The following is a 20,599-nucleotide window of genomic DNA, read 5'->3' on the forward strand; positions in this document are numbered from 1 at the left end:
GACCTGCGCTCGGTGAGCGTGGCCCGCCCCCGACCCCTCCCGCGTCCCCTCAAGGAACCAGCACCACCTTCCCCATCGTCCCCCGCGTCTCCAGCGCGCGGTGTGCCGTGGCCGCCTCCCGCAGGGGGAAGCGCTGGACCGCCGGGTGGAGGCGGCCCGTTGCGGCCTCGGTCAGGGCTTGGGTTTCCAGGGTGCGCAGGGGGTCGGGGCCTGCGGCACGGGACAGCATCACCGGGCCGAGGACGCCCTCGGATGTGATGCCGCGCTCTGTCAGGTACTCCTCCGTGAAGCTCAGCGGCTCGCCGTCGTGCAGGCCCGCCTCCGACCAGCCGAAGACCACGTGCCGGCCGCCGGGCGCCAGGAGGTCGACCGCCGCGCGGCCCGTGGCGCCGCCGACCGAGTCGTAGACGACCGTGGCGCGGCGGTCGGCGCCGAGGAACTCCCGTACGGCGTCCGGCCAGTCGGGGCGCAGGTAGTCGACGGCCAGGTCAGCGCCGTTCTCCCGGACGCGGGCGGTCTTCGCGGGGCTGCCGGCGAGGCCGATGACCGTACCGCCGGCGTTCTTCACGGACTGCACCAGCAGCGTGCCGATGCCGCCCGCGGCGGCCGTGACCAGGGCCACCGAGTCGGGGCCGAGGCCGGTGAACTGGAGGATGCCCATCGTCGTACGGCCGGTGCCGATCATCGCGACCGCCTCGGCCGGGTCGAGGGACGGCGGGATCTCGTGGAGGCGGGTGGCATCGGCCACGGCCAGTTCGGCGTAGCCGCCGGGGGCCATGCCCAGATGGGTCACCACCTGCTTGCCGAGCCAGTCGGGGTCCGTGCCCTCGCCGAGCGCGTCGACCGTGCCCGCGACCTCGCGGCCGGGGATCGTGGGCAGGGCGGCCGGGGCCGGGTACGGGCCCGGCAGGCCCTCGCGCAGGGCCGTGTCGAGCAGGTGCACCCCGGCCGCGGCGACGGCGATCCGCACCTGGCCGGGGCCGGGCACGGGGTCCTCGGTCTTCTCGTACGTGAGGTTCTCGGCGGGGCCGAAGGTGTGGAGGCGGATGGCGTGCATGGGTGCTCCTGCGAAGAGAGGGGCGGACTCGTGCCATCAGCCTCCGACCTCAAGTTCCCTTGAGGTCAAGCCCGGTTCGGTGCCCCCCCCCTTTACGCCCGCGCCAGCCGCAGGCTTGCCACCGCCGGCGACGCCGCCTCACGCCCGCGCCAGCCGCAGGCTTCCCGCCGCCGGCGACGCCGCCTCACGCCCGCGCCAGCCGCGGGCTTCCCGCCGTCGGCGACGCCGCCTCACGCCCGCGCCAGCCGCAGGCTTCCCGCCGCCAGCGACGCCGCCTCACGCCCGCGCCAGCCGCAGGCTCCCCGCCGCCGGCGACGCCGCCTCACGCGCGCGCCAGCCGCAGGCTTCCCGCCGCCAGCGACGCCGCCTCTATCCCGCTCGCGAACGCGACCTCCGAGAGCACGCCCGGCGCCGCCACCTGGTCGCCCGCGAGGAACACACCGTGGCCGCGGTCGACTGCCGGGCGGTCGCGCCAGGTGGTGCCCGGCAGGTCCACCGCCCCCGTACGCCCCGCCGCGAGCGCGTCGCGGCGCCAGGCGACCCGCTGGCGCCAGCCCGGGAACGAGGCGTCGAGCAGTCGCTCCCCGCGTGCGACGCCGTCGGCCTTCGACTCGTGCGGGGCGATCGGGAACTGTGCCTGGAGCAGCTGGTGTCCGGCCGGGGCGAGGGTGCGGCCGGCGGCGGTGAAACGCTCGATCCAGCCCGGTGACTCCAGGTCGGAGACGACGAACGGGTCGCCCCGGCGCGTGGTGAGGCCGAGGTCGAGCAGGGCGGTGCGGCCGCTGGTCCAGCGCAGCGAGTCGTCGCCGAGGAGGCGGCGGGCGGCGTCGAGGGAGGTGGCGATGACGACGGGGCCGTGATCCTCGGGGAGCGCGTCCACGCGCGCGGTGGTCTCCACGTGCACCCCCAACTCCCACGCGCGCGTGGCCATCCGGTCGATGAGGGCGCCCCAGCCGCCCACCGGATAGCGGGCCTCGGGCGGCAGGGCGGCGGCGCGGTGCAGCCGTTCCTGGACGAACGCGGCGGAGAGCGAGCCGGGGTCGTGGTGGAAGAGCGCCACGGCGGCGTAGTTGGCGGCGGCGCGGGCGGCCTTGGGGCCGACGATCCCGGCCGCCCAGGACGCGAAGTCCCGGTCCACGGGGGCGGTTTCCGGACTCTGCCGGGCGAGCTTCAGCAGGGCCAGAGGCGGAGTGTGGCGCAGCGAGCCGTCCCAGTGGAAGCGGAACCTGGCCGCTTCGAGCGGTGGCACGGAGCTGATCTGCCCCAGCAGCCCTCGGCGTTTGAGCCAGGCCCAGTGCGGGCCGCCGTTGTACAGGACGTGTGGACCGTCGTTGGTGAGGTACGGGCCCTCGGCGGTACGCGCGCGTCCGCCCAGGGTGTGGTGTGACTCGTACAGGTTCACCCGCGCGCCCGACTCGGCGGCGGTGATGGCCGCGGTGAGCCCGGCGAGGCCGCCGCCGATGACGGTGATCCGGTCCATGCTGCTCTCCTGTCGCTGTGCGGGCACTCACTCTTAGAGACGCGGAGAGGAGGGTGGAATGTGACAGGTAGGGGTGGGGCGGTTGTCAGTGACGTGGTCCAGCATGGAGTCATGGCGAAGAGCGCGAGCGAAGTGACGACGGTGCGGCGCCCGGAGGTGCGGCTGCCCCCGCTGGCACCCCACGGTCCGGCGCAACTGGAACCGGAGGGCGACTACGACGGCCTGGAGTTCCGGAACCTGGACCTCTCGGGCCAGGAGGGCACCGGCGCCCGCTTCATGGACTGCGGGGTGTACGGCTGCGCGCTGGACGAGACCCGGCTGCCCGGCGCCCGTTTCATCGACACGGTGCTCTCGGGCGTACGGGGGGTGGGCACGGACCTGTCGCGGGCGTCCCTGCGCGACGTGGAGATCCACGACGTGCGCATGGGCGGCGTGCAGCTGCACGGCGCGGTCCTGGAGCGGGTCCTGATCCGTGGCGGCAAGATCGACTACCTCAATCTGCGCGATACGGACCTACGGGACGTGGTCTTCGAGAACTGCGTCCTGGCCGAGCCGGACTTCGCGGCGGCCCGCCTGGACCGGGTGGCGTTCGCGGGCTGCGAGCTGCGGGGGGCGGACTTCACGGGGGCCCGTATGAAGGACGTGGACCTGCGGGGCGCCGCGCTCCTGTCCATCGCCCGGGGCGTGGACCGCCTGGCGGGGGCGGTGATCACACCGTCCCAACTGGTTGATCTGGCACCGGCGTTCGCGGCGCAGGTGGGGGTGCGGGTGGTGGGGTGAGGGGGTGCCGCCTCGACCGGCCTGGGGGCCGGACTCCGTTGGCTTTGGCTTTGGCCTTGGCGTTGGCCTTGGCCTTGGCGTTGGCGTCTTGGCCCCGGCTCCTGGGTCCCCTCGGCCCGGGGCCGGGCTTCCTTGGGGCCTTGGCTCCGGCCCGTGGGTTCCTTCGGCCTGGGGCCGGACTGCCTTGGGCTCTGGGCCTCTTGGTCCCGGTCCCTGGGTCCCCTCGGGGTGGGGCCGGACTCCCTTGGCCCCCGGGTCCCCTTAGTCCGTCAAGCGGGGGAAGCGGGACTGGATGGTCCAGATGACCGGGTTCTCGGCGAGGTCCTCGTGCATGTCGCTGAGGTCGGCGATCAGGTCGTGCAGGAAGTCGCGGGCCTCGCGGCGCAGCAGCCGGTGGCTGAAGGTGAGCGGAGGCTCGTCGCCGGGCATCCAGTCGGCCTCGACGTCCACCCAGCCGAAGCGGCGCTCGAAGAGCATGCGGTCGGTCGACTCGGTGAAGTCGATCTCGGCGTACTGGCTCCGGGAGGAGCGGCTGCCGCGCGGGTCGCGGTCGAGCGCCTCCACGGTGTCGCAGAGCGCCCAGGCGAAGTCGAGTACCGGCACCCATCCCCAGGCTGTGGATACCTCGCGGTCCGCCTTGGTGTCGGCGAGGTAGACGTCTCCGCAGAAGAGGTCGTGGCGGAGGGCGTGTACGTCCGCGCGGCGGTAGTCGGTTTGTGGGGGGTCGGGGAAGCGGTTGGAGAGGGAGTAGCCGATGTCGAGCACGCTCGATGGTCCCACGGCTGGGGCCGGGCGCCCTTCCTTGGGCCCGGTCGGCCCCTGCCCCTGGGGCGGCCTGGGGATGGTCGGGCCCTTGGGTGCTGCGCCCCCGAGTGCTTTCGGGCCTCCGCCCCGGTCCTTTTGGCCTCCGCCCCGGCCCTTTCGGGCCTCCGCCCCCGAGCGCTTTCGGGCTCCGCCCCCGGCCCTTTCGGGCCTCCGCCCCGGCCCTTTCGGGCCTCCGCCCCCGAGCGCTTTCGGGCTCCGCCCCCGGCCCTTTCGGGCCTCCGCCCTGGTCCCCTTCTGCGCCTCCGCCCTGGGCCTCTTCCGGGGCTGCGCCCTGGGCCTCTTCTGGGCTGCGCCCCGGCCCTTTTCCCCACCCCGCCCCTTCCCGAAAGCCCTGGGCGGGCGGCCGGGTGGGGGCCGGGGGAAGTGCTTATTTGCTGGGGCTGCGCCCCAAACCCCCCTGTCTTCGTCTGCAGGCCGGTGGGGGCTGGTCGCGCAGTTCCCCGCGCCCCTGAAGGCAGAACGGGGCTCGGCCAAAATCCAGCCCCTCCGGCGTGCGAGGAGCGGGAGCCCGGCCAAGACTCAGCCCCTCCGGCGTGCGAGGAGCGCGGGCCCGGCCGGCACTCAGCCCCTCCAGCGTTTGAGGAGTGGGGCAGGAGCCGCAGTTCCCCGCGCCCCTTCAGGGGCGCGGGGAACTGCCCGGCCAGCCACAGGCAACCTGCAGACGAACGGGGCTGGAGCGGAGCCCCGAACGCGGGGACGGGGGCGCAACCCAAACAGGCCATCCACCCCGGAGGCCACGCGGTGGAGCCGCACACGCCACAGCGGGAAGGGGCGGGGGGGCGTCCGGCGGGCGGCCCTCACGGCAGCAGGCGGCGTTCCTTTCCCTCCGCCACCGCCCCCGCCCGCGTCTCCACCCCCAACTTCTCGTAGATCCGGCCCAGATGCGTCTTCACCGTCGCCTCACTGATGAACAGCGCCCGCGCGATCTCGCGGTTGCCGAGGCCACGGGACAGCTGCGCCAAGATGTCCAGTTCGCGGTCGGTGAGCGAGGGGCGGCCCGTACCCCGCATGCGTTCCATGACCCGGCTCGCCACGGGAGGCGAAAGGGCGGTACGGCCCTGGGCCGCCGCGAGGATCGCCGCGAACAGCTCCTCCGGGCGCTCCGCCTTCAGCAGGTACCCCGTCGCGCCGGCCGCGATCGCCCGCGTGATGTCCGCGTCCGTGTCGTAGGTCGTGAGGACGAGGACCCGCACCCCCGTCCCCGCGATCCGCCGCGTCGCCTCGACCCCGTCGATGCCGGGGCCGAGCTGGAGGTCCATCAGCACGACGTCGGGCCGTAGCTTGGCCGCCGCCGCGACCGCCTCCTCGCCGCTGCCCGCCTCCCCGACCACCTCGATGTCGGGCTCGCTGCCGAGCAGGGCGAGCAGCCCGGCCCGTACGACCGCGTGGTCGTCGCACAACAGAATCCTCACGGGATCCACCGTCACCGCTCCTCCAAGGGAATGCCCAACGGAATGCCCGGCCCGCCCGACGGAATGCCCGACGGAATGCCCGGCCCGCCCGACGGAATGCCCGACGGAATGCCCGGCCCGCCCGACGGAATGCCCGGCCCGCCCAGCGGAATCGCCGCCGACAGCACCGCGCCCTCCCCCGGCGCCGACTCCACCGTCAGCGTCCCCCCGAGCTGCCGCACCCGCGCCCGCATCGCGGGCAACCCGTGCCCCCGGCCACTACGGGGCGGCGCGCCGGCGACCGCGCCCGCCACCACGAACCCGCACCCGTCGTCCGCCACATCCAGCACGATCTGGTCACCCAGATACGTGAGCGTGAGCGCCGCACTGCGCGCCCCGGCGTGCTCGCGTACGTTCGCGAGCGCCCCCTGAGCGATCCGCAGCAGCGCCGACTCGATCCGGTCGGGGAGGGCCGCCGGCACCCCGTCGACATGCAGCCGTACGTCCAGAGCCCCCTCGGACTCCGCCGACGCCCGCGCCGCCAGCGCCCGCAGCGCGACCGGCAGGCTGCCGCCCACCGCCAGCTCCGCGGGCGCCAGATCGTGGACGAAGCGGCGGGCCTCGGCCAGGTTGCGCTCCGCGATCGACTCGGCCGTACGGACGTGACGGCGGGCCGCCGCCGGGTCCGACTCCCACACCCGCTCGGACGCCTGGAGCAGCATCTGCTGGCTGGACAGACCCTGCGCGAGCGTGTCGTGGATCTCCATGGAGAGGCGCTGGCGCTCCGCGAGCGTGCCCTCGCGCCGCTCGATGGCGGCCAGTTCGCGCCGGGTACGGATCAGGTCGTCGATGAGCTGCCGCTGCCGGTCCCCCTGGCGCTGCATATGGACGAAGACGGCGGTGGCGACGGCCGCGACGGCGGGCGGCGCGACCACCAGGTTCGGGTCGACCCCGTCGGCCAGCATCAGCTGCGCGGCCACCACGAACGCGGTCAGCAGGACCACCAGCACCAGCGCCGCCCGCGTCGCCAGGGTCCGCAGCCCGGTGTAGAACAGCGGCACCGCGCACCACGCGAAGCTCGGCGCGAGCACCACCAGCACCATCCACACCGCCACCACCACCCCGAGCCAGCCGAGCCGCCGGGGCGTCGGCCGGGGGCCCAGGGCGGGGCCGAGTACGTACAGCACGGCGAGGGCGGCCGAGAGCGCGACGATCCACGCGGTGCGGCCGTCGCCGGGGTGGCGGATCAGGAACCGCGCGAGCGAGGCGCCGAGCAGGAGGAAGAAGGCGACGTGCATCACGGCAGGCAGCCACCGCTCGTCGGCGGCCGACCGCTGCTCGTCGGTGGCCGACCGCTGCTCGTCGGTGGCCGACCACCGCTTGTCGGCGTCCGGCCGCTGCTCGTCGGTGGCCGACCACCGTTTGTCGGCCTCAGGCCCCCGCTCGTCGGCTGCGGGCCCCCGCTTGTCGGCCTCGGGCCCCCGCTCGTCGGCCGCGCACCCCCGCCTCTCGGTCGCGGACCGGCCCTCGGCCCGCTCGGCCCCCGCCCTGGCGGCTGACCGCTCCGCCCCGACGGCTGGTCGTCCTGCCTCGGCGGCTGGCCGTCCTGCCTCGGCGGCTGGCCGCTCCGCCCCGACGGCTGGTCGTCCTGCCTCGGCGGCTGACCGCTCTGCCCCGGCGGCGGACCGCCCTGCCCCTGCCTCCGACGCGTCCCCCTCCGCCCCTGCCCCCGACGCGGCCCGCTCGGCCCCCGTCCCCCCTGCCGCCCCCGTCGCCCCTGCCTCCACTGCCCGGCTCCTGACCTGCGCGTACATGGACATCCGTACTCATCCTCACCCGCCCCGCCCACCCCCGCATCAGCCGATCGGTTGACAGGCGGGTCCACCGGTCCGGGCGCGGGGAGCAGCCGGTGCGCCGACCGTACGGGGGCGGGGCCGGGTCCACGATCGAGGCATGGACACGAACGCGACCACGAACACGACCACGAACACGACCACGAACACGAACACCACCGCCCAGCGTCCCCGGGCCGCACACCCCACCACCCGCCGCACCAAGAAGGTCCTCCTCGGCGCCGTCGCGGCCGCCGCCCTCGCCGCCGGCACCTTCGGCGCGGTCAGCGCCAACGCGGCGGCCACCCCCGCCACCACCCCCGCCACCACCCCGGCCGCCGCCACCCCCGGCCCCCGCCCCGCCGACCGCGCCCTCACCCACTCCACCCACCTGACCGTCGCCGCCGCGACCAAGGCCGCCACCGCCGCCCTGGACGCCGCCCGCAAGGAGAACCAGCGCGTTTCGGTCGCCGTCGTGGACCGGAACGGCAACACCGTGGTCACCCTGCGCGGCGACGGCGCGGGCCCGCAGTCGTACGAGTCGGCCGAGCGCAAGGCGTACACGGCGGTCTCCTGGAACGCCCCCACGTCCGTGCTGGCCGGCCGCCTCGCCCAGGCGCCCAACCTCAAGGACATCCCGGGCACCCTCTTCCTCGCGGGCGGCTCGCCCGTCCAGGCCGAGGGCGCACCGATCGCGGGCATCGGCGTCGCCGGGGCGCCGAGCGGCGACCTGGACGAGAAGTTCGCCCAGGCAGGCGCGGCGGCGCTGGCCGAGTAGCGCCCGCCACGGGCGGATCCCTCCGGCGCCGCCGGCCAGGTTCCGCCCCGCGCCCGGGGCGGAGGCCCCCCGGCGGCGCCGGCCAGGTAGCGCCCCGCGCCCGGGGCGGAGGCCCCCCGGCGGCGCTGGCCAAGCAGCATCCGCGTCCGCGCCCGCCGCGGAGGCCGCCCCGCCGCTCTGGCCGAGTACCGCCCGCGCCCAGGGCGGAGGCCGCCCTTCGCCCATAGGATCGCCCTGTGGATCACCGCACGCACCGCACGCACCCCACACCCCGCCCGCACCGCGGCGCGATACGCCGGTTCGCCCTCCCCGGCGCCGTCCTGCTCGCCCTCGGTGGCTGTACGGGCGGTGTGCAGGGCAAGCCGGGCGCGGCGGGGCTGCGGGACGGGCTCTTTCCCAAGCTGGGCAACGGCGGCTACGACGTCGAGCACTACAGCCTCGCCCTCGACTACGACCCGGCCCGCCACCACCTCACCGGCAGCGTCACCCTCACCGCCCGCGCCACCCGCGACCTCAGCGCCTTCAACCTCGACTTCACGGGAATGGACGTGACCTCCGCGACCGTCGGGGGCGAGCGCGCGGACGCCGACCGGGCGGGCGACGAGCTGACCCTGCGCCCGGCGGACGAGATCGAGAAGGGCGCCGAGTTCCGTACGACCGTGGCCTACTCCGGGACCCCGAAGACCGTCACCGACCAGGACGACTCGCACGAGGGCTGGCTGCGGACCGCCGACGGCGCGCTCGCGCTCGGCGAGCCCGCCGGGTCGATGGCGTGGTTCCCCTCCAACAACCACCCCAGCGACAAGGCCACGTACGACATCAAGATCACCGTGCCCCGGGAGCTGAAGGCGGTCTCCAACGGCGAGTTGAAGTCGGCGGTCACGGCGGGCGGGCGCACCACCTTCACCTGGCACACCGGCGAGCCGATGGCGAGCTATCTGGCGACGGTGGTGATCGGCGCGTACGACGTCAAGGAATCCAAGACGCCGTCAGGGCTGCCTGTCTATACGGCAGTTGAGGCGAAGCTCGACTCCGCCGCGAAGAAGGAGACCGCCGACGTGGTGGGCCGGCTTCCGGAGATCGTCGAGTGGGCGAAGGAGAACTTCGGGCCGTACCCCTTCTCCTCCACCGGCGTGATCATCGCCCCCGAGGGCTCGGCCGAGTACGCCCTGGAGACCCAGAACCGCCCGGTCGTCCCCGCCGACCAGCTCACCACCGAGACCCTCGCGCACGAGCTCGCCCACCAGTGGTTCGGCGACTCGGTCACGCCGAAGCGGTGGAAGGACATGTGGCTCAACGAGGGTTTCGCGACGTACGCGGAGTGGCTCTGGAGCGAGGACCACGACGGCAAGTCGGCCCAGGCGCACTTCGACGAGGCGTACGCCAAGCCGGACGACGACAACGTGTGGGCGTTCCCGCCCGCCGAGCCGCCGTCGGCGGCCGTGATCTCGGACGAGCCGGTGTACCAGCGCGGGGCGATGGTGGTCCACCAGATCCGCCGGGCCGTCGGGGACGACACGTTCTACGACATCGTGCGGGGCTGGACGAAGGAGCACCGGCACGCGAACGCCTCCACCGAGGACTTCACCCGGTTCGTGGAGGAGGAGTCCGGCAAGGACCTGACGGATCTGTGGGACACCTGGCTCTACGGGGACGGCAAGCCCAAGTCCCCGTAGAGCCCCAACGGTTGGCCCGGTGGCCCGGTGGCCCGGTGGCCCGGTGGCCCGGTGGCCCGGTGGCCCGGTGGCCGGGTGGCCGGGTGGCCGGGTGGCCCGGTGGCCGACTGGCCCGTCGGACGGTTACTTCACGTTGACGGCGGTCCAGGCCGCCGCCACCGTCTTGTACTCGGTGCTGCTCGCCCCGTACAGGTCGGCCGCGGCCTGAAGGGTCGTGGTGCGCGCCTTCGCGTAGTTGGTCGTCGACGTCATGTACGTGGACAGGGCCTTGTACCAGATCTTGTACGCCTTGGTCCGGCCGATGCCGGTGACCTTGGAGCCGTCCGACGTCGGGGAGTTGTAGCTGACGCCGTTGATGACCTTCGCGCCGCTGCCCTCGGACAGCAGGTAGAAGAAGTGGTTGGCGACGCCGGACGAGTAGTGCACGTCCTTGTTGCCCACGGTGCTCGACCAGTAGTCGGCCGACTGGCCGTCCTTGCTCGGCTTGTCCATGTAGCGCAGCGGGGTGCCGTTGCCACGGATGTCGATCTTCTCGCCGATGAGGTAGTCACCGGGGTCGGAGGCGTTGTTCGCGAAGAACTCCACCGACGTGCCGAAGATGTCGCTCGTCCCCTCGTTGAGCCCGCCGGACTCCTTGCTGTAGTTGAGCTTGGCGGTGGCGGCGGTGAGGCCGTGGCTCATCTCGTGGCCCGCGACGTCGAGCGCGGTGAGCGGCTTGAGGTTGTTCGCGCCGTCGCCGTACGTCATGCAGAAGCAGCTGTCGTCCCAGAAGGCGTTGACGTACGCGTTGCCGTAGTGGACGCGGGAGTACGCGGCCTTGCCGTTGCCCGCGATGCCGTTGCGGTTGAGCTCGGCCTTGTAGAAGTCCCAGGTCACGGCGGCGCCGTAGTGCGCGTCGACACCGGCGGTCTCGCGGTTCTGCGGGGTGCCGTCGCCCCAGGTGTCGGTGGACTTGGTGAAGAGCGTGCCGGTGCCGGAGGAGCCGTGCTTGAGGTCGTACGTCTTGTGGCCGCCGCGTCCGGCGTCCGTGAGGCTGTACGTGGTGCCCGACTTGGACGTCCCGAGGGTGACCTTGCCCGAGTACTCGCTGGTACCGGTCCCGGTGTCGATGGCCTCGTACGAGTAGAGCTCGGCCCCGGTCGCCGCGTCGGTGATGACGTGGCGCTCGCTGGGGGTGCCGTCGTGCTGGGTCCCCTTGAGGACCGCCTCGTACGCGAGGACGGGCGTGCCACTGGCGGCCCAGACGACCTTGCGGGCTTGGGCGGGGGCGGCCTTGAGCGTGGCGCCGGAAGTGGCCACGGATATCCGGGCGTCGGTGCCCTTGCTGACGCCCTTCAGGCTGCCGTCCTTCTTGGTGTGGACCACGAGGTCGCCGCCGAGGACGGGCAGGCCGTCATAGGTGCGCTCGTAGCGGGTGTGGACGGTGCCGTCCACGTCCTTGACGACGTCGCGTACGACGAGCGCCTCCTTGGTGCCGAGCCCGATCTGGCGGGCGGCGGCGGGCGCGGCGGCCTGGGCGGCCTGCAGGGCGTCGGCGCGCTCGGCCACACCGAGCACGCGGGCGCTCGCGCCCGCCTCGCGGTCGGCGGCGCCCGCACTGGTGCCGGACTGGACGCCGACGACGACCATGGCGGCGGTGGCGGCAAGGGCTGCGGCACGCAGGGAAGTTCTCACTGAGGGGTCTCCTTCACTCGATCCGTTGCGCGGTGGGGCGCGGTGGGGGGTGGTGCGAGTGGGTGGTGCCCAGGCAGGTGCGTGGGGTGCATCTGCGTGTGGTGCGTGGGGGGAGCGTGCCAGCAGATGACTACTTTTTGACAGGGTACCGACAAGTATTTGACTGGAATGTGTCCGTCAGGGAGTGCGGGGTGTCCGGTAAGCGATGCGATTTTCCTGCGGGGCAGGCGGGTTGGGGGCGCGCGGGGGAGCTGGGGCCGGGCACGCCGAAGCCCCCGGCGCGGGGTGCGCCGGGGGCTTCCGGAGGTCTTGGCGGGTGCCGGGGACTCAGACGTTGACGCCGAAGTCCTGGGCGATGCCGACCAGTCCCGAGGCGTAACCCTGGCCGACCGCGCGGAACTTCCACTCCGCGCCGTTGCGGTACAGCTCGCCGAAGACCATCGCGGTCTCGGTGGCGGCGTCCTCGCTCAGGTCGTAGCGGGCGATCTCGGCGCCGCCGGCCTGGTTGATGATGCGGATGAACGCGTTGCGCACCTGGCCGAAGTTCTGCGAGCGGTTCTCCGCGTCGTAGATCGAGACCGGGAAGACGATCTTGTCGACGTCGGCGGGGAGGCCGGCCAGGTTGACGTTGATCTGCTCGTCGTCGCCCTCGCCCTGGCCCGTGACGTTGTCGCCGGTGTGGACGATGGTCTGGTCCGGGGTCGACTTGTTGTTGAAGAAGACGAAGTGGGCGTCCGAGTAGACCTTGCCCGCCGGGTTGACCGCGATCGCGGAGGCGTCGAGGTCGAAGTCGGTACCGGTGGTCGTGCGGACGTCCCAGCCGAGGCCCACCGTGACGGCGGTCAGGCCCGGGGCCTCCTTGGTGAGCGAGACGTTGCCGCCCTTGGACAGGCTTACAGCCATGGGAAGTCCCCTTCATCGTGATGTGCGGGCTACGGCCGTTCCCGAAGCTACCGTCACCCCTCATAACGTCGGCAGGGGAGGGTGGGTTCCACTTGGCTTTACTTTCTTTGCCCGGGGGAGTGAAGGGGAGCGGCAAAAGCGGGTGACGTCCTCCCCCGCGCAGGGGACCATGGAGCGCATGTCCGGGCCTTACTTCATCCGCGGCTCCGTCTCCCTCCCGGAGGCCGAGCTCATGTGGCGTTTCTCGCGGTCCTCCGGGCCCGGCGGGCAGCACGTCAACACCAGCGACTCGCAGGTGGAGCTCCGCTTCGACCTGGGGCGTACGGAGGCGCTGCCGGAGGTGTGGAAGGAGCGGGCGCTCTCGCGACTGGCGTCGCGGCTGGTGGGCGGGGTGGTGACGGTCCGGGCCTCCGAGCACCGGTCGCAGTGGCGCAACCGGGAGACGGCGGCGGTCCGGCTGGCTGCGCTGCTCGCGGAGGCGACGGCGCCGCCGCCCGCGCCTCGGCGGGCTACGCGGATTCCTCGGGGGATCAATGAGCGGCGGTTGCGGGAGAAGAAGGCGCGGGGGGAGACGAAGCGGGGCCGCACGGGGCGCGACTGGTAGTTGCGTGAGGGTGGAGGTGCCTTTCCCGGGGCCTGCGCCCCCGACCCCCGGCCGGGGCCCCCGACCCCCGGCCGGGGCCTGCGGCCCCTGCACCCCCCACGGGGCTCCGCCCCGGTCCCCTGTTTGTCTGCGGACCGTGCTGGGCCGGCCGCGCAGTTCCCCGCGCCCCTTAAGTAGTACGACGCAGCCGGAGAACGCAGCTCAGCCACAAGCTCTTAGGGGCGCGGGGAACTGCGCGACCAGCCCAGGACAGCCCGCAGGCAAACGCCGGCCCCTCCGCGGAGCGGGCCCGCGGGCGTCGCACCGGGCCCCCGCCCAGGGGGCGCGCCCTCCGCGGAGCGGGCCCGCGGGTGTCGCACCAGGCCGGGCCGCCCGCCCAGGCCGGGCCGTCCGGGCCGCCCGCCCAGGGCTTCAGGGAAGGGGCGGGGTGGGGGAAACCAACCCCTACCCCAGCTGCCGGTACCGCCCCCGGAAATACGTCAGCGGCCCCCCCTCCGCACTCGGCAGGTCCACCCCCAGCACGCGCGCGATCACCAGCGTGTGGTCGCCCGCCTCCACCCGCTGCTCCGTGCGGCATTCCAGGGTCGACAGGGCGCCGCCCACCAGGGGGGCACCGCTGAGGGGGCCCCTTTTGTAGGGGATGTCATCGAAGAGCAGGCGGTCGCTGATGCGGCCCTTCATCGCGAAGCGGCCCGCCACGTGGCGCTGGCTCTCCGAGAGGACCGAGACCGCCCACAGAGGCTGTTCGGCGAGCAGGTCGTCCATGCGGGAGCCGTTGCGTACGCTCACCAGGACCAGGGGTGGGTCGATGGAGACGGACAGGAACGCCGTGGCCGTCATGCCGACGTCCTCGCCGCGCGGGCCGGCGTCCTCGTCGTGGGCGGTCACCAGCACCACCCCGCCGGCCAGCCGGGACATCGCGGCGCGGAATTCGTCATTGCTCACCCCCTCAGCATGGGGGTTCTGCGACGCCAGGGACGGAAGAGCTCGGAGAACGTCTGTCTGCAACACGTACAGAACGCTAGTCTCCGGGGTCAACGCCGCACATCGGGCCCTGGGACCAGAGAGGTCCTAGGACCGGAGGGGAAGAATGCCGGCCCCCGCCGCCGTGCTGACCGCCCGTACCGCCCGCCCGTACTGCAAACTCCGCCGCCCTTTTCACGCCCCACCCCGCCCCCAAAAACCGGCATTAATGCCTGTTTGCATTCCGGAATTCTGCGGAGCGCTCCCACTCTCCGTACACCCTCTCTCATCACCCCATGTGACTTGAGTCACAGAGTGCAGTAATTGTTGACCCTGTGTACCGAGTGAGCAGCTCGCTGTGATTCAGTGACGGGGACGCTGCACGAAAAGCGCCCACGGGGAAGCCGGAAGAAGCCAGAAGCCGGGCCGGAAGGCAGAGAAGAAGCGCGCCGAATCAGGATCCTGGAGTTGCTGTCGAGGTCTCGGGGAGAGCGAGCAATGGAGACCGAGTCGGAGCCGTACGTCCGCCTTGCGACCCTGCGGCAGCTGCATCAGGTGGTCACCGACCTGAACACGGCCCGCAGCCTCGCGGACACGCTGCAGACCGTCGCCGACGGCGTCATCGCCGGGCTCGGCTACGAACTGGCCTGCGTCAATCTCGTACGCCCTGACGGGGACCTCGTTGTCGCCGCCTTCGCCGGGAACGCCGCCGCGGAAGCTCTGATCACCGGACGTGTCGGGTCCCGGGCCTCCTGGGAGCGGCGGCTCACCATGGGGGAGGGCTGGGGCGACCTGCGGTTCATCCCGCACACCGAGGGCTGGGTGCTCCTGGAGGACGACGTTCCGCAGTGGTACACCGAAGGGCCCGAGCCACGCTTCGAGGACGAGTGGCACCCCCAGGACCGCCTCTACGCGCCGATGTACGCCTCGGGCGGCGGGCGGGAGCTCCTCGGCGTCATTTCCGTCGACAAGCCGCGCAACGGGCGGCGCCCGGGCGCGTGGGGGCGCGAAGCACTTCAGATGTACGCCTCCCAGTCCGCCATTGCGATCAGCAACGCCCGGCTTCGCGCAAACATGCAGCGCGCGCTCGTCCGCCTGGAGCGGGAGCAGCAGGCGCTGCGGGCCAGCGAGGAGAGCTTTCGGCAGGCCTTCGAGTACGCGCCGTCCGGCATGGCCATCGCCGAGATGGGCGGTGACCAGCACGGACGTCTGCTGCGCACCAATGACGCGCTCTGCCGGCTGCTCGGTCGGCCCGCCGCCGTGATGCGGCGCTACTCGTTCGCGGACCTCGTGCACCCCGAGGACATCGGGCTCCTGCTGCGCACCTCGGCCGAGGGCGGCCGCGCCGAGCTGCGGCTGGGGCGGCGCGACGGCTCGTACGTATGGGTGTCGCTCCGCAATTCCGTCGTCGCCGATACCGCCGACGGTCCCCGTTTTCTGCTCACCCATGTCGAAGACATAGAGGAGCGCAAGCGGCACGAGCTCCAGCTCGCCCACCGCGCCTCGCACGACTCGCTGACCGGTCTGCCCAACAGCGCCGAGCTGCGCGCCCGCCTCTCCGCCCGGCTCTGCCAGCGGCCGTACGCGGTGGGCCCGAGCGCCGTGGAGGCGCTGGACGCGGCGTACGGAGAGGCGCACGACGGGCGCGGCGAGACCCCGGGGCACGCGGTCTGCGCCCCCGGCGGCTTCGACTTCGACCCGGTGCCGGGCGGCGGCCCCTTCGACCACCACGTGCACATGACCGCCCCCGAGGGCGACGTCGACGACGGCAGCAAGGGCCTCGCGGTCCTCTTCTGCGACCTCGACGGCTTCAAGTCGATCAACGACCGGTTCGGCCACAACACCGGCGACGCCGTCCTCATCGAGGTCGCGCGCCGGCTCACCTCCGGCGTGCGCGACGGCGACACGGTCGCGCGGCTCGGCGGCGACGAGTTCGTCGTCCTCGCCGACGGCCTGGGCGCGGCCGACGCGGCCGACCTCGCGGTCCGGCTGCGCAACGCGATCATCCCGCCGATCCGGGTGGACGGCCGGGCGGTCCGGGTCGGGGCGAGTTTCGGCATCGGCTGGGCCAGCTGCGGGATGTCCGTCGAAGAGGTCCTGCGCTCCGCCGACCAGCGGATGTACATCGAGAAGCGCTCCCGCGCCAAGGTCCACCGGCGAGCCGGTTAGCCCTCCGCCGCCTTCCCGCGAAGGGCCGGGTGATCGAGGTCGCGGCCATGGTGTCGGCCGTTCGGGTAGGCTCGGCCGGTCGGCGACGGCTGGCGAACAGTGAGGAGTGACCCCGGATGACGCCCGGCAACAACGGCGCGAGCACGCCCGAGGACGACGATCCGTTCGGCTATCTGTACGAGGACGGTCAGGCCTCCGGCGCCACCCCGCCCCGCTCCGGTGGCTACGGCTACCCGGGCCCGAGCGCCCCGCACCAGCCCGGCGTACCCAGAACCTCGTACAACCAGGTGCGGACGGTCGGCGAGCGTCAGTACGGGCAGGTCCCGCAGCAGTACGGCCAGCCGCCGCAGGTCGCTTACGGTCAGCAGCAGTACGGCCAGCCCACCGCCCAGTACGCGGCGCCCGAGACCTACGGCGGCGCCCCCCACCGCCCCGCGCCCCCGGCCGACGGCGGCGGGCGCGGCGGCCGTGGCCCCAACACCAAGGGCCTGCTGATCGGCGCGGTCGCGGTGGTCGCGGCGGTCGTCATCGGCATCGGCGTGGCGCTGCTCAGCAACAGCGACGGCAAGAAGGACGAGGACGCGGGCAAGCCGGCGGGCGGCGGTGCCTCCACGGGCGCCCCGCAGCAGCCGTCCACCAAGCCCTCCGACTCGGCGTCCTCCCCGGCGGCCGAGCTCCCCAAGCAGGACGCGGCGACGCTGAAGCTGGGCGGCAGCGCGGTGCTGGCCAAGGACGTCAAGGGCGCGCAGGGGACGGACGGCGCGTACGTCAGCGGCTTCAACCAGCTCGGGGCATCGCTGACGTGGCAGGCGGACCTGCCGACGTCCGGGGGCTACTACCTCTATGTGCGGTACGCCACCCCGGCGAAGGAAGCGAACGCCACGGTCACGGTCAACGGCAAGCCGAACGCGCAGCCGGTCCGGCTGGGGAACTTCATAGGGTCCTCGGACCCCAACCTGGAGAAGAACTGGCAGACCACCTGGACCCAGGTCACGCTCAAGCAGGGGCAGAACACGATCAAGTTCTCCTGTGAGCAGGGGAACCAGTGCGATGCCGTCTTCGACTGGGTCGAGATCAGCAAGACGAAGAAGTCGTACTGACGCCGGCGAAGGCAGGGGAACGGGTCAGCCCGGGACGTCGCTCACCCGCACCTGCGTGAGCAGCGTCTCGTACGCCTCCGCCTCGTACTCTCCCGCCACCGGTGCCAGTACCGTCGCCGCCGACAGGGCCACCGCCCTCGTCAGCCGGTCCGGCCAGGGCAGGCCCTCCACCAGGGACGACAGCAGGGCCGCCACCGCCGAGTCGCCCGCGCCCGTGGGGTTCCCGCGGACCGGGGCCGGCGGGGTCGCCTGCCAGGTGCCGTCCGGGGTGACCGCCACCAGACCCTCGGGGCCCAGCGAGGCGACCACCGCGTGCGCGCCCCGGCGGCGTGCGTCGCGGGCCGCGCGCAGGGGCTCGCGGGAGCCGGTGAGCCGGGCCAGTTCGTCGAGGTTCGGCTTGATCAGGTCCGGGCGGCCCGCCAGACCGCGCCGCAGGGGCTCGCCGCTGGTGTCCAGGAGCACCGGGACGGATGCGGCGCGGGCGCGGCGTACGAGGTCCGCGTAGGCGCCGACCGGGACCCCGGGCGGCAGGCTGCCGCAGAGGGCCACCGCGTCCGCCTCGCGCAGCAGCGGCTCGTACGTTCCGAGGAACGTCTCCCACTCACCGGCCGTGACCTGCGGGCCCGGCTCGTTGAGCTGGGTGGTGTCGCCGGTGGCCGCGTCGACGACCGCGATCGTCCGGCGGGTGGACCCGGCGATGGGGACGAGGGCGTCGACGGGCGCGAGCGGGGCGAGCAGTTCGCGCAGGGCCGCGCCGGTGCGGCCGCCCACGAAGCCCGTGACGACGCTCTCGTGGCCGAGCGCGGCCAGCACCCGGGCGACGTTCAGCCCCTTGCCGCCGGGGCGTTCGGTGACCTCGTCCACCCGGTGGGAGGCGTGCGGGACGAGCTCGGGGACCCGGTAGGTGAGGTCGAGTGCCGTGTTCAGCGTGACGGTCAGGATCACGGGGTGATCATGCCAAACGGACGGTGGCCGGCCCAGACCCCACAGCCCCGGAATCCGGCCACCCTCCCGTCATGAGGCCGAGGGGCTGACGATCCACTCGCCTCGGCGCATCACGCCCTTCAGTGCGAAGTGCTCGTCCAGGACCACCAGGTCAGCGGCCTTGCCCGGCTCCAGCGATCCGACCTTGTCGTACACGCCGAGCAGCCGCGCCGGGTTGGCGCTCAGCGCGCGGACGGCGTCCTCGACGGAGAGGCCGTCGATGGTCACCGCGCGGCGCAACGCGCGGTCCAGGGTCAGGGTCGAGCCCGCGATCGAGCCGCCCTCCACGAGGCGGGCGACGCCTTCCTTGACCTCCACCTCCAGCGGCCCGAGGTGGTAGAGCCCGTCCCCGAACCCGGCCGCGTCCATGGCGTCCGTGATGAAGGCGACCCGGTCGGCGCCCTTGTGGTGGAAGGCGAGTTCGAGCGAGGCGGGGTGCAGGTGCGTGCCGTCGTTGATCAGCTCCACGGTGATCCGCTCGTCCTCCAGGAGGGCGGCGATCGGGCCGGGCGCGCGGTGGCCGAGCGCGGGCATCGCGTTGTAGAGGTGGGTGGCGACGGTGGCGCCCGCGTCGATCGCCTCGACGGTCTGCTCGTACGTGGCGTCGGTGTGGCCGATGGCGGCGATCACGCCGTGCTCGGCGAGCAGCCGTACGGAGTCCAGGCCGCCGGGGAGCTCGGTGGCGAGCGTGAACATCTTGGCGGTGCCCCGGGCCGCGTCCATCAGCTTGCGGACCTCGGCCGGGTCCGGGTGGCGCAGCAGGTCCTCGCTGTGGGCGCCCTTGCGGCACGGCGAGATGAACGGGCCCTCGAAGTGGATGCCCGCCAGGTCGCCCTGCTCGACCAGCTCGGACAGCAGCCCGGCCCGCTGGGCCAGGAAGTCCATCTCGCCGGTGACGGTGGAGGCGACCATGGTGGTGGTGCCGTGCAGGCGGTGGGTGTGGACGCCCGTGAGGACGTCGTCGACCGTGCCGTTGGTGAAGGAGGCGCCGCCGCCGCCGTGCACATGCATGTCGACGAAGCCGGGGACCACCCAGTGGCCCGTGAGGTCGACGCGGTCCGCGCCCTCCGGCGCACTTCCGGCGATCTTCCCGCCCTCGACGATCACGCGTCCGTCCTCGACGACCCCGGTCGGCAGGACGACGCGGGCGCCGGAGAGAACCTTGCTGGTGGCCATCAGGCGGTTACCTCCGAGGAGTCGGTGGAGTCGGTGGAGTCGGTGGTGCCGGTGGTGCCGGTGGTGCCGGGGGACTGCGTAGTACCCGTGGACTGGGCGGGGGCGGTCGTCGTGGGGGCGGCTTCGCGGGTGTCGGTGAGCAGGTCCCAGGCGAGCAGGCCCGCGCCCAGGCAGCCCGCCGTGTCGCCGAGGGCCGCCGGGACGATCGTGGGCAGCTTCTGGAATGTGACGCGCTCCTCGACGGCCGCCCGCAGCGGTACGAACAAGGTTTCCCCGGCTTCGGCCAGTCCGCCACCGATGATCAGCGTGCGCGGGTCGAGCAGGGTGAGCGCGGTGACCAGGCCGTCCGCGAGCGCGTCCACGGCGTCCTGCCACACGGCGGCCGCCCTCGGGTCGCCGGACTCGACGGCCTTGGCGCAGTCGGCCGCGTCCGCGTCCGGGTCGCCGCTGGCCTCGGCCCACGCCTGGGTGACGGCGGAGGCGGAGGCGAGCCGCTCCAGGCAGCCGCGCTGGCCGCAGCCGCAGGGGATGCCGCCGGGGCGCACCACGATGTGGCCGATCTCGCCCGCGTAGCCGTGGGCGCCGGGCTCGATGCGGCCGTCGATGCCGATGGCCCCGGCGATGCCGGTGCCGAGCGGGATGAACAGGAAGCGGTCGGCGCCCCGGCCCGCGCCGATCCGGCCCTCGGCGAGGCCGCCGGTGCGCACGTCGTGGCCGAGGGCGACGGGCACACCGTCCAGCCGCTCGCTCAGCAGCCGCCGCATGGGGACGTCACGCCAGCCCAGGTTGGCCGCGTAGACCGCGATGCCGTTCTCGGCGTCGACGATGCCGGGCACCGCGACTCCGGCCGCGACGGCGCTCTCGCCGAGGTGCTCCTCGCCGTACGTCCGCAGCTCGGCGGCGAAGTCGAGGATGGTCTCGACGACGGCCTCGGGGCCGCGCTCACGGCCGGTGGGCCTGCGCGCCTCGTACAGCAGGCCGCCGTCCACCCCGATGAGGGCGGCTTTCATCCCGGTGCCGCCCACATCCAGGGCGATGACGTGTCTCACGGGGGACAGTCTCGCGCGTTCACCCACGAAAGGTCTAGTCCACTCGCCGGGTGGCGGGGTAAGCGTTTTCCCAAGTGCCGCCCGGATTACGGCCGTACGGGTGGGACGGCGGCGGCAGAAGTTGCGCAAGTGATACCCAATTGGTGTAGACCTCAGCC

17 protein-coding genes are annotated in these 20,599 nt (G+C 73.3%); 6 read left to right on the forward strand and 11 right to left on the reverse strand.

The window, feature by feature from the left end; translation table 11 throughout:
- Window positions 1–49: 49 nt before the first annotated feature.
- On the reverse strand, window positions 50–1,057 hold the full coding sequence (locus AB0G17_RS22360) for a zinc-binding dehydrogenase (RefSeq protein ID WP_361385421.1): 1,008 nt from the start codon (window positions 1,055–1,057) through the stop codon (window positions 50–52).
- 322 nt (window positions 1,058–1,379) lie between these two features.
- A complete protein-coding gene (locus AB0G17_RS22365) occupies window positions 1,380–2,537 on the reverse strand; it encodes an FAD-dependent oxidoreductase (protein ID WP_361385424.1) in 1,158 nt (385 codons plus the stop codon).
- Window positions 2,538–2,648: 111 nt separating this feature from the next.
- Between AB0G17_RS22365 and AB0G17_RS22370 the strand changes: the two genes are divergently transcribed.
- Window positions 2,649–3,317, forward strand: coding sequence for a pentapeptide repeat-containing protein (locus AB0G17_RS22370; protein ID WP_361385427.1), 669 nt, complete (start codon window positions 2,649–2,651; stop codon window positions 3,315–3,317).
- Between the two features lie 261 nt (window positions 3,318–3,578).
- Here the strand turns inward: AB0G17_RS22370 and AB0G17_RS22375 are convergent, their stop codons facing one another.
- From AB0G17_RS22375 to AB0G17_RS22385, 3 genes are all read right to left on the reverse strand, one after another.
- Window positions 3,579–4,082 carry a hypothetical protein gene (locus tag AB0G17_RS22375; RefSeq protein ID WP_361385576.1) on the reverse strand — a complete coding sequence of 168 codons (504 nt, stop codon included), beginning with the start codon at window positions 4,080–4,082 and terminating at the stop codon, window positions 3,579–3,581.
- An 857-nt stretch (window positions 4,083–4,939) separates the two neighbouring features.
- The gene (locus AB0G17_RS22380; RefSeq protein WP_361385579.1) at window positions 4,940–5,563 is read right to left on the reverse strand and encodes a response regulator transcription factor; all 624 of its coding nucleotides are present in this window, start codon (window positions 5,561–5,563) and stop codon (window positions 4,940–4,942) included.
- Window positions 5,564–5,565: 2 nt separating this feature from the next.
- Window positions 5,566–6,843: a sensor histidine kinase gene (locus tag AB0G17_RS22385; RefSeq protein WP_361385582.1), complete on the reverse strand. Its 1,278-nt coding sequence runs from the start codon at window positions 6,841–6,843 to the stop codon at window positions 5,566–5,568.
- A gap of 643 nt (window positions 6,844–7,486) precedes the next feature.
- On the opposite strand from AB0G17_RS22385, the gene AB0G17_RS22390 reads away from it, so the two are divergent.
- Window positions 7,487–8,143: a heme-binding protein gene (locus tag AB0G17_RS22390; RefSeq protein WP_361385430.1), complete on the forward strand. Its 657-nt coding sequence runs from the start codon at window positions 7,487–7,489 to the stop codon at window positions 8,141–8,143.
- Window positions 8,144–8,433: 290 nt separating this feature from the next.
- Entirely contained in the window at window positions 8,434–9,819 is a 1,386-nt protein-coding gene (locus AB0G17_RS22395; protein ID WP_361385585.1) for a M1 family metallopeptidase, read from the forward strand.
- A gap of 123 nt (window positions 9,820–9,942) precedes the next feature.
- Here AB0G17_RS22395 and AB0G17_RS22400 read toward each other — a convergent pair whose 3' ends face one another.
- The gene (locus AB0G17_RS22400; RefSeq protein ID WP_361385588.1) at window positions 9,943–11,448 is read right to left on the reverse strand and encodes a M4 family metallopeptidase; all 1,506 of its coding nucleotides are present in this window, start codon (window positions 11,446–11,448) and stop codon (window positions 9,943–9,945) included.
- 372 nt (window positions 11,449–11,820) lie between these two features.
- Window positions 11,821–12,396, reverse strand: coding sequence for a TerD family protein (locus AB0G17_RS22405; protein ID WP_101388906.1), 576 nt, complete (start codon window positions 12,394–12,396; stop codon window positions 11,821–11,823).
- A gap of 169 nt (window positions 12,397–12,565) precedes the next feature.
- Here AB0G17_RS22405 and arfB point away from each other — a divergent pair, with 169 nt between their 5' ends.
- Window positions 12,566–13,000 (forward strand): alternative ribosome rescue aminoacyl-tRNA hydrolase ArfB, encoded by a 435-nt coding sequence (arfB, locus tag AB0G17_RS22410; protein WP_361385591.1) that lies wholly within the window; start codon window positions 12,566–12,568, stop codon window positions 12,998–13,000.
- A 444-nt stretch (window positions 13,001–13,444) separates the two neighbouring features.
- Here arfB and AB0G17_RS22415 read toward each other — a convergent pair whose 3' ends face one another.
- Entirely contained in the window at window positions 13,445–14,008 is a 564-nt protein-coding gene (locus AB0G17_RS22415; RefSeq protein ID WP_361385594.1) for a flavin reductase family protein, read from the reverse strand.
- 453 nt (window positions 14,009–14,461) lie between these two features.
- Between AB0G17_RS22415 and cdgB the strand changes: the two genes are divergently transcribed.
- Together cdgB and AB0G17_RS22425 are read left to right on the forward strand one after the other, a co-directional pair.
- The gene (gene cdgB / locus AB0G17_RS22420; protein WP_361385433.1) at window positions 14,462–16,132 is read left to right on the forward strand and encodes a diguanylate cyclase CdgB; all 1,671 of its coding nucleotides are present in this window, start codon (window positions 14,462–14,464) and stop codon (window positions 16,130–16,132) included.
- A 116-nt stretch (window positions 16,133–16,248) separates the two neighbouring features.
- A complete protein-coding gene (locus AB0G17_RS22425) occupies window positions 16,249–17,232 on the forward strand; it encodes a CBM35 domain-containing protein (protein WP_361385436.1) in 984 nt (327 codons plus the stop codon).
- 24 nt (window positions 17,233–17,256) lie between these two features.
- On the opposite strand, the gene AB0G17_RS22430 is transcribed toward AB0G17_RS22425, so the two are convergent.
- From AB0G17_RS22430 to AB0G17_RS22440, 3 genes are all read right to left on the reverse strand, one after another.
- On the reverse strand, window positions 17,257–18,177 hold the full coding sequence (locus tag AB0G17_RS22430; protein WP_361385438.1) for a 1-phosphofructokinase family hexose kinase: 921 nt from the start codon (window positions 18,175–18,177) through the stop codon (window positions 17,257–17,259).
- Window positions 18,178–18,246: 69 nt separating this feature from the next.
- Window positions 18,247–19,392: an N-acetylglucosamine-6-phosphate deacetylase gene (gene nagA, locus AB0G17_RS22435; RefSeq protein ID WP_361385441.1), complete on the reverse strand. Its 1,146-nt coding sequence runs from the start codon at window positions 19,390–19,392 to the stop codon at window positions 18,247–18,249.
- Complete coding sequence (locus tag AB0G17_RS22440; RefSeq protein WP_361385444.1) at window positions 19,392–20,441, reverse strand: ROK family protein; 1,050 nt, start codon at window positions 20,439–20,441, stop codon at window positions 19,392–19,394. The genes nagA and AB0G17_RS22440 overlap by 1 nt, the downstream gene beginning before the upstream one ends.
- Between the last annotated feature and the right edge of the window lie 158 nt (window positions 20,442–20,599).

Origin of the sequence: Streptomyces sp. NPDC023838, from assembly GCF_040639555.1 — a bacterium.
Taxonomy (GTDB): domain Bacteria; phylum Actinomycetota; class Actinomycetes; order Streptomycetales; family Streptomycetaceae; genus Streptomyces.

What these genes read in the sequence shown, in the direction of transcription:
- AB0G17_RS22425 (WP_361385436.1), top strand. Translation starts at nt 16,249, where the DNA reads ATGACGCCCGGCAACAACGGCGCGAGCACGCCCGAGGACGACGATCCG.
- arfB (WP_361385591.1), top strand. Translation starts at nt 12,566, where the DNA reads ATGGAGCGCATGTCCGGGCCTTACTTCATCCGCGGCTCCGTCTCCCTC.
- AB0G17_RS22400 (WP_361385588.1), bottom strand. Translation starts at nt 11,448, where the DNA reads ATGGTCGTCGTCGGCGTCCAGTCCGGCACCAGTGCGGGCGCCGCCGAC.
- AB0G17_RS22360 (WP_361385421.1), bottom strand. Translation starts at nt 1,057, where the DNA reads ATGCACGCCATCCGCCTCCACACCTTCGGCCCCGCCGAGAACCTCACG.
- cdgB (WP_361385433.1), top strand. Translation starts at nt 14,462, where the DNA reads ATGGAGACCGAGTCGGAGCCGTACGTCCGCCTTGCGACCCTGCGGCAG.
- AB0G17_RS22370 (WP_361385427.1), top strand. Translation starts at nt 2,649, where the DNA reads ATGGCGAAGAGCGCGAGCGAAGTGACGACGGTGCGGCGCCCGGAGGTG.
- AB0G17_RS22390 (WP_361385430.1), top strand. Translation starts at nt 7,487, where the DNA reads ATGGACACGAACGCGACCACGAACACGACCACGAACACGACCACGAAC.
- AB0G17_RS22365 (WP_361385424.1), bottom strand. Translation starts at nt 2,537, where the DNA reads ATGGACCGGATCACCGTCATCGGCGGCGGCCTCGCCGGGCTCACCGCG.
- AB0G17_RS22405 (WP_101388906.1), bottom strand. Translation starts at nt 12,396, where the DNA reads ATGGCTGTAAGCCTGTCCAAGGGCGGCAACGTCTCGCTCACCAAGGAG.
- nagA (WP_361385441.1), bottom strand. Translation starts at nt 19,392, where the DNA reads ATGGCCACCAGCAAGGTTCTCTCCGGCGCCCGCGTCGTCCTGCCGACC.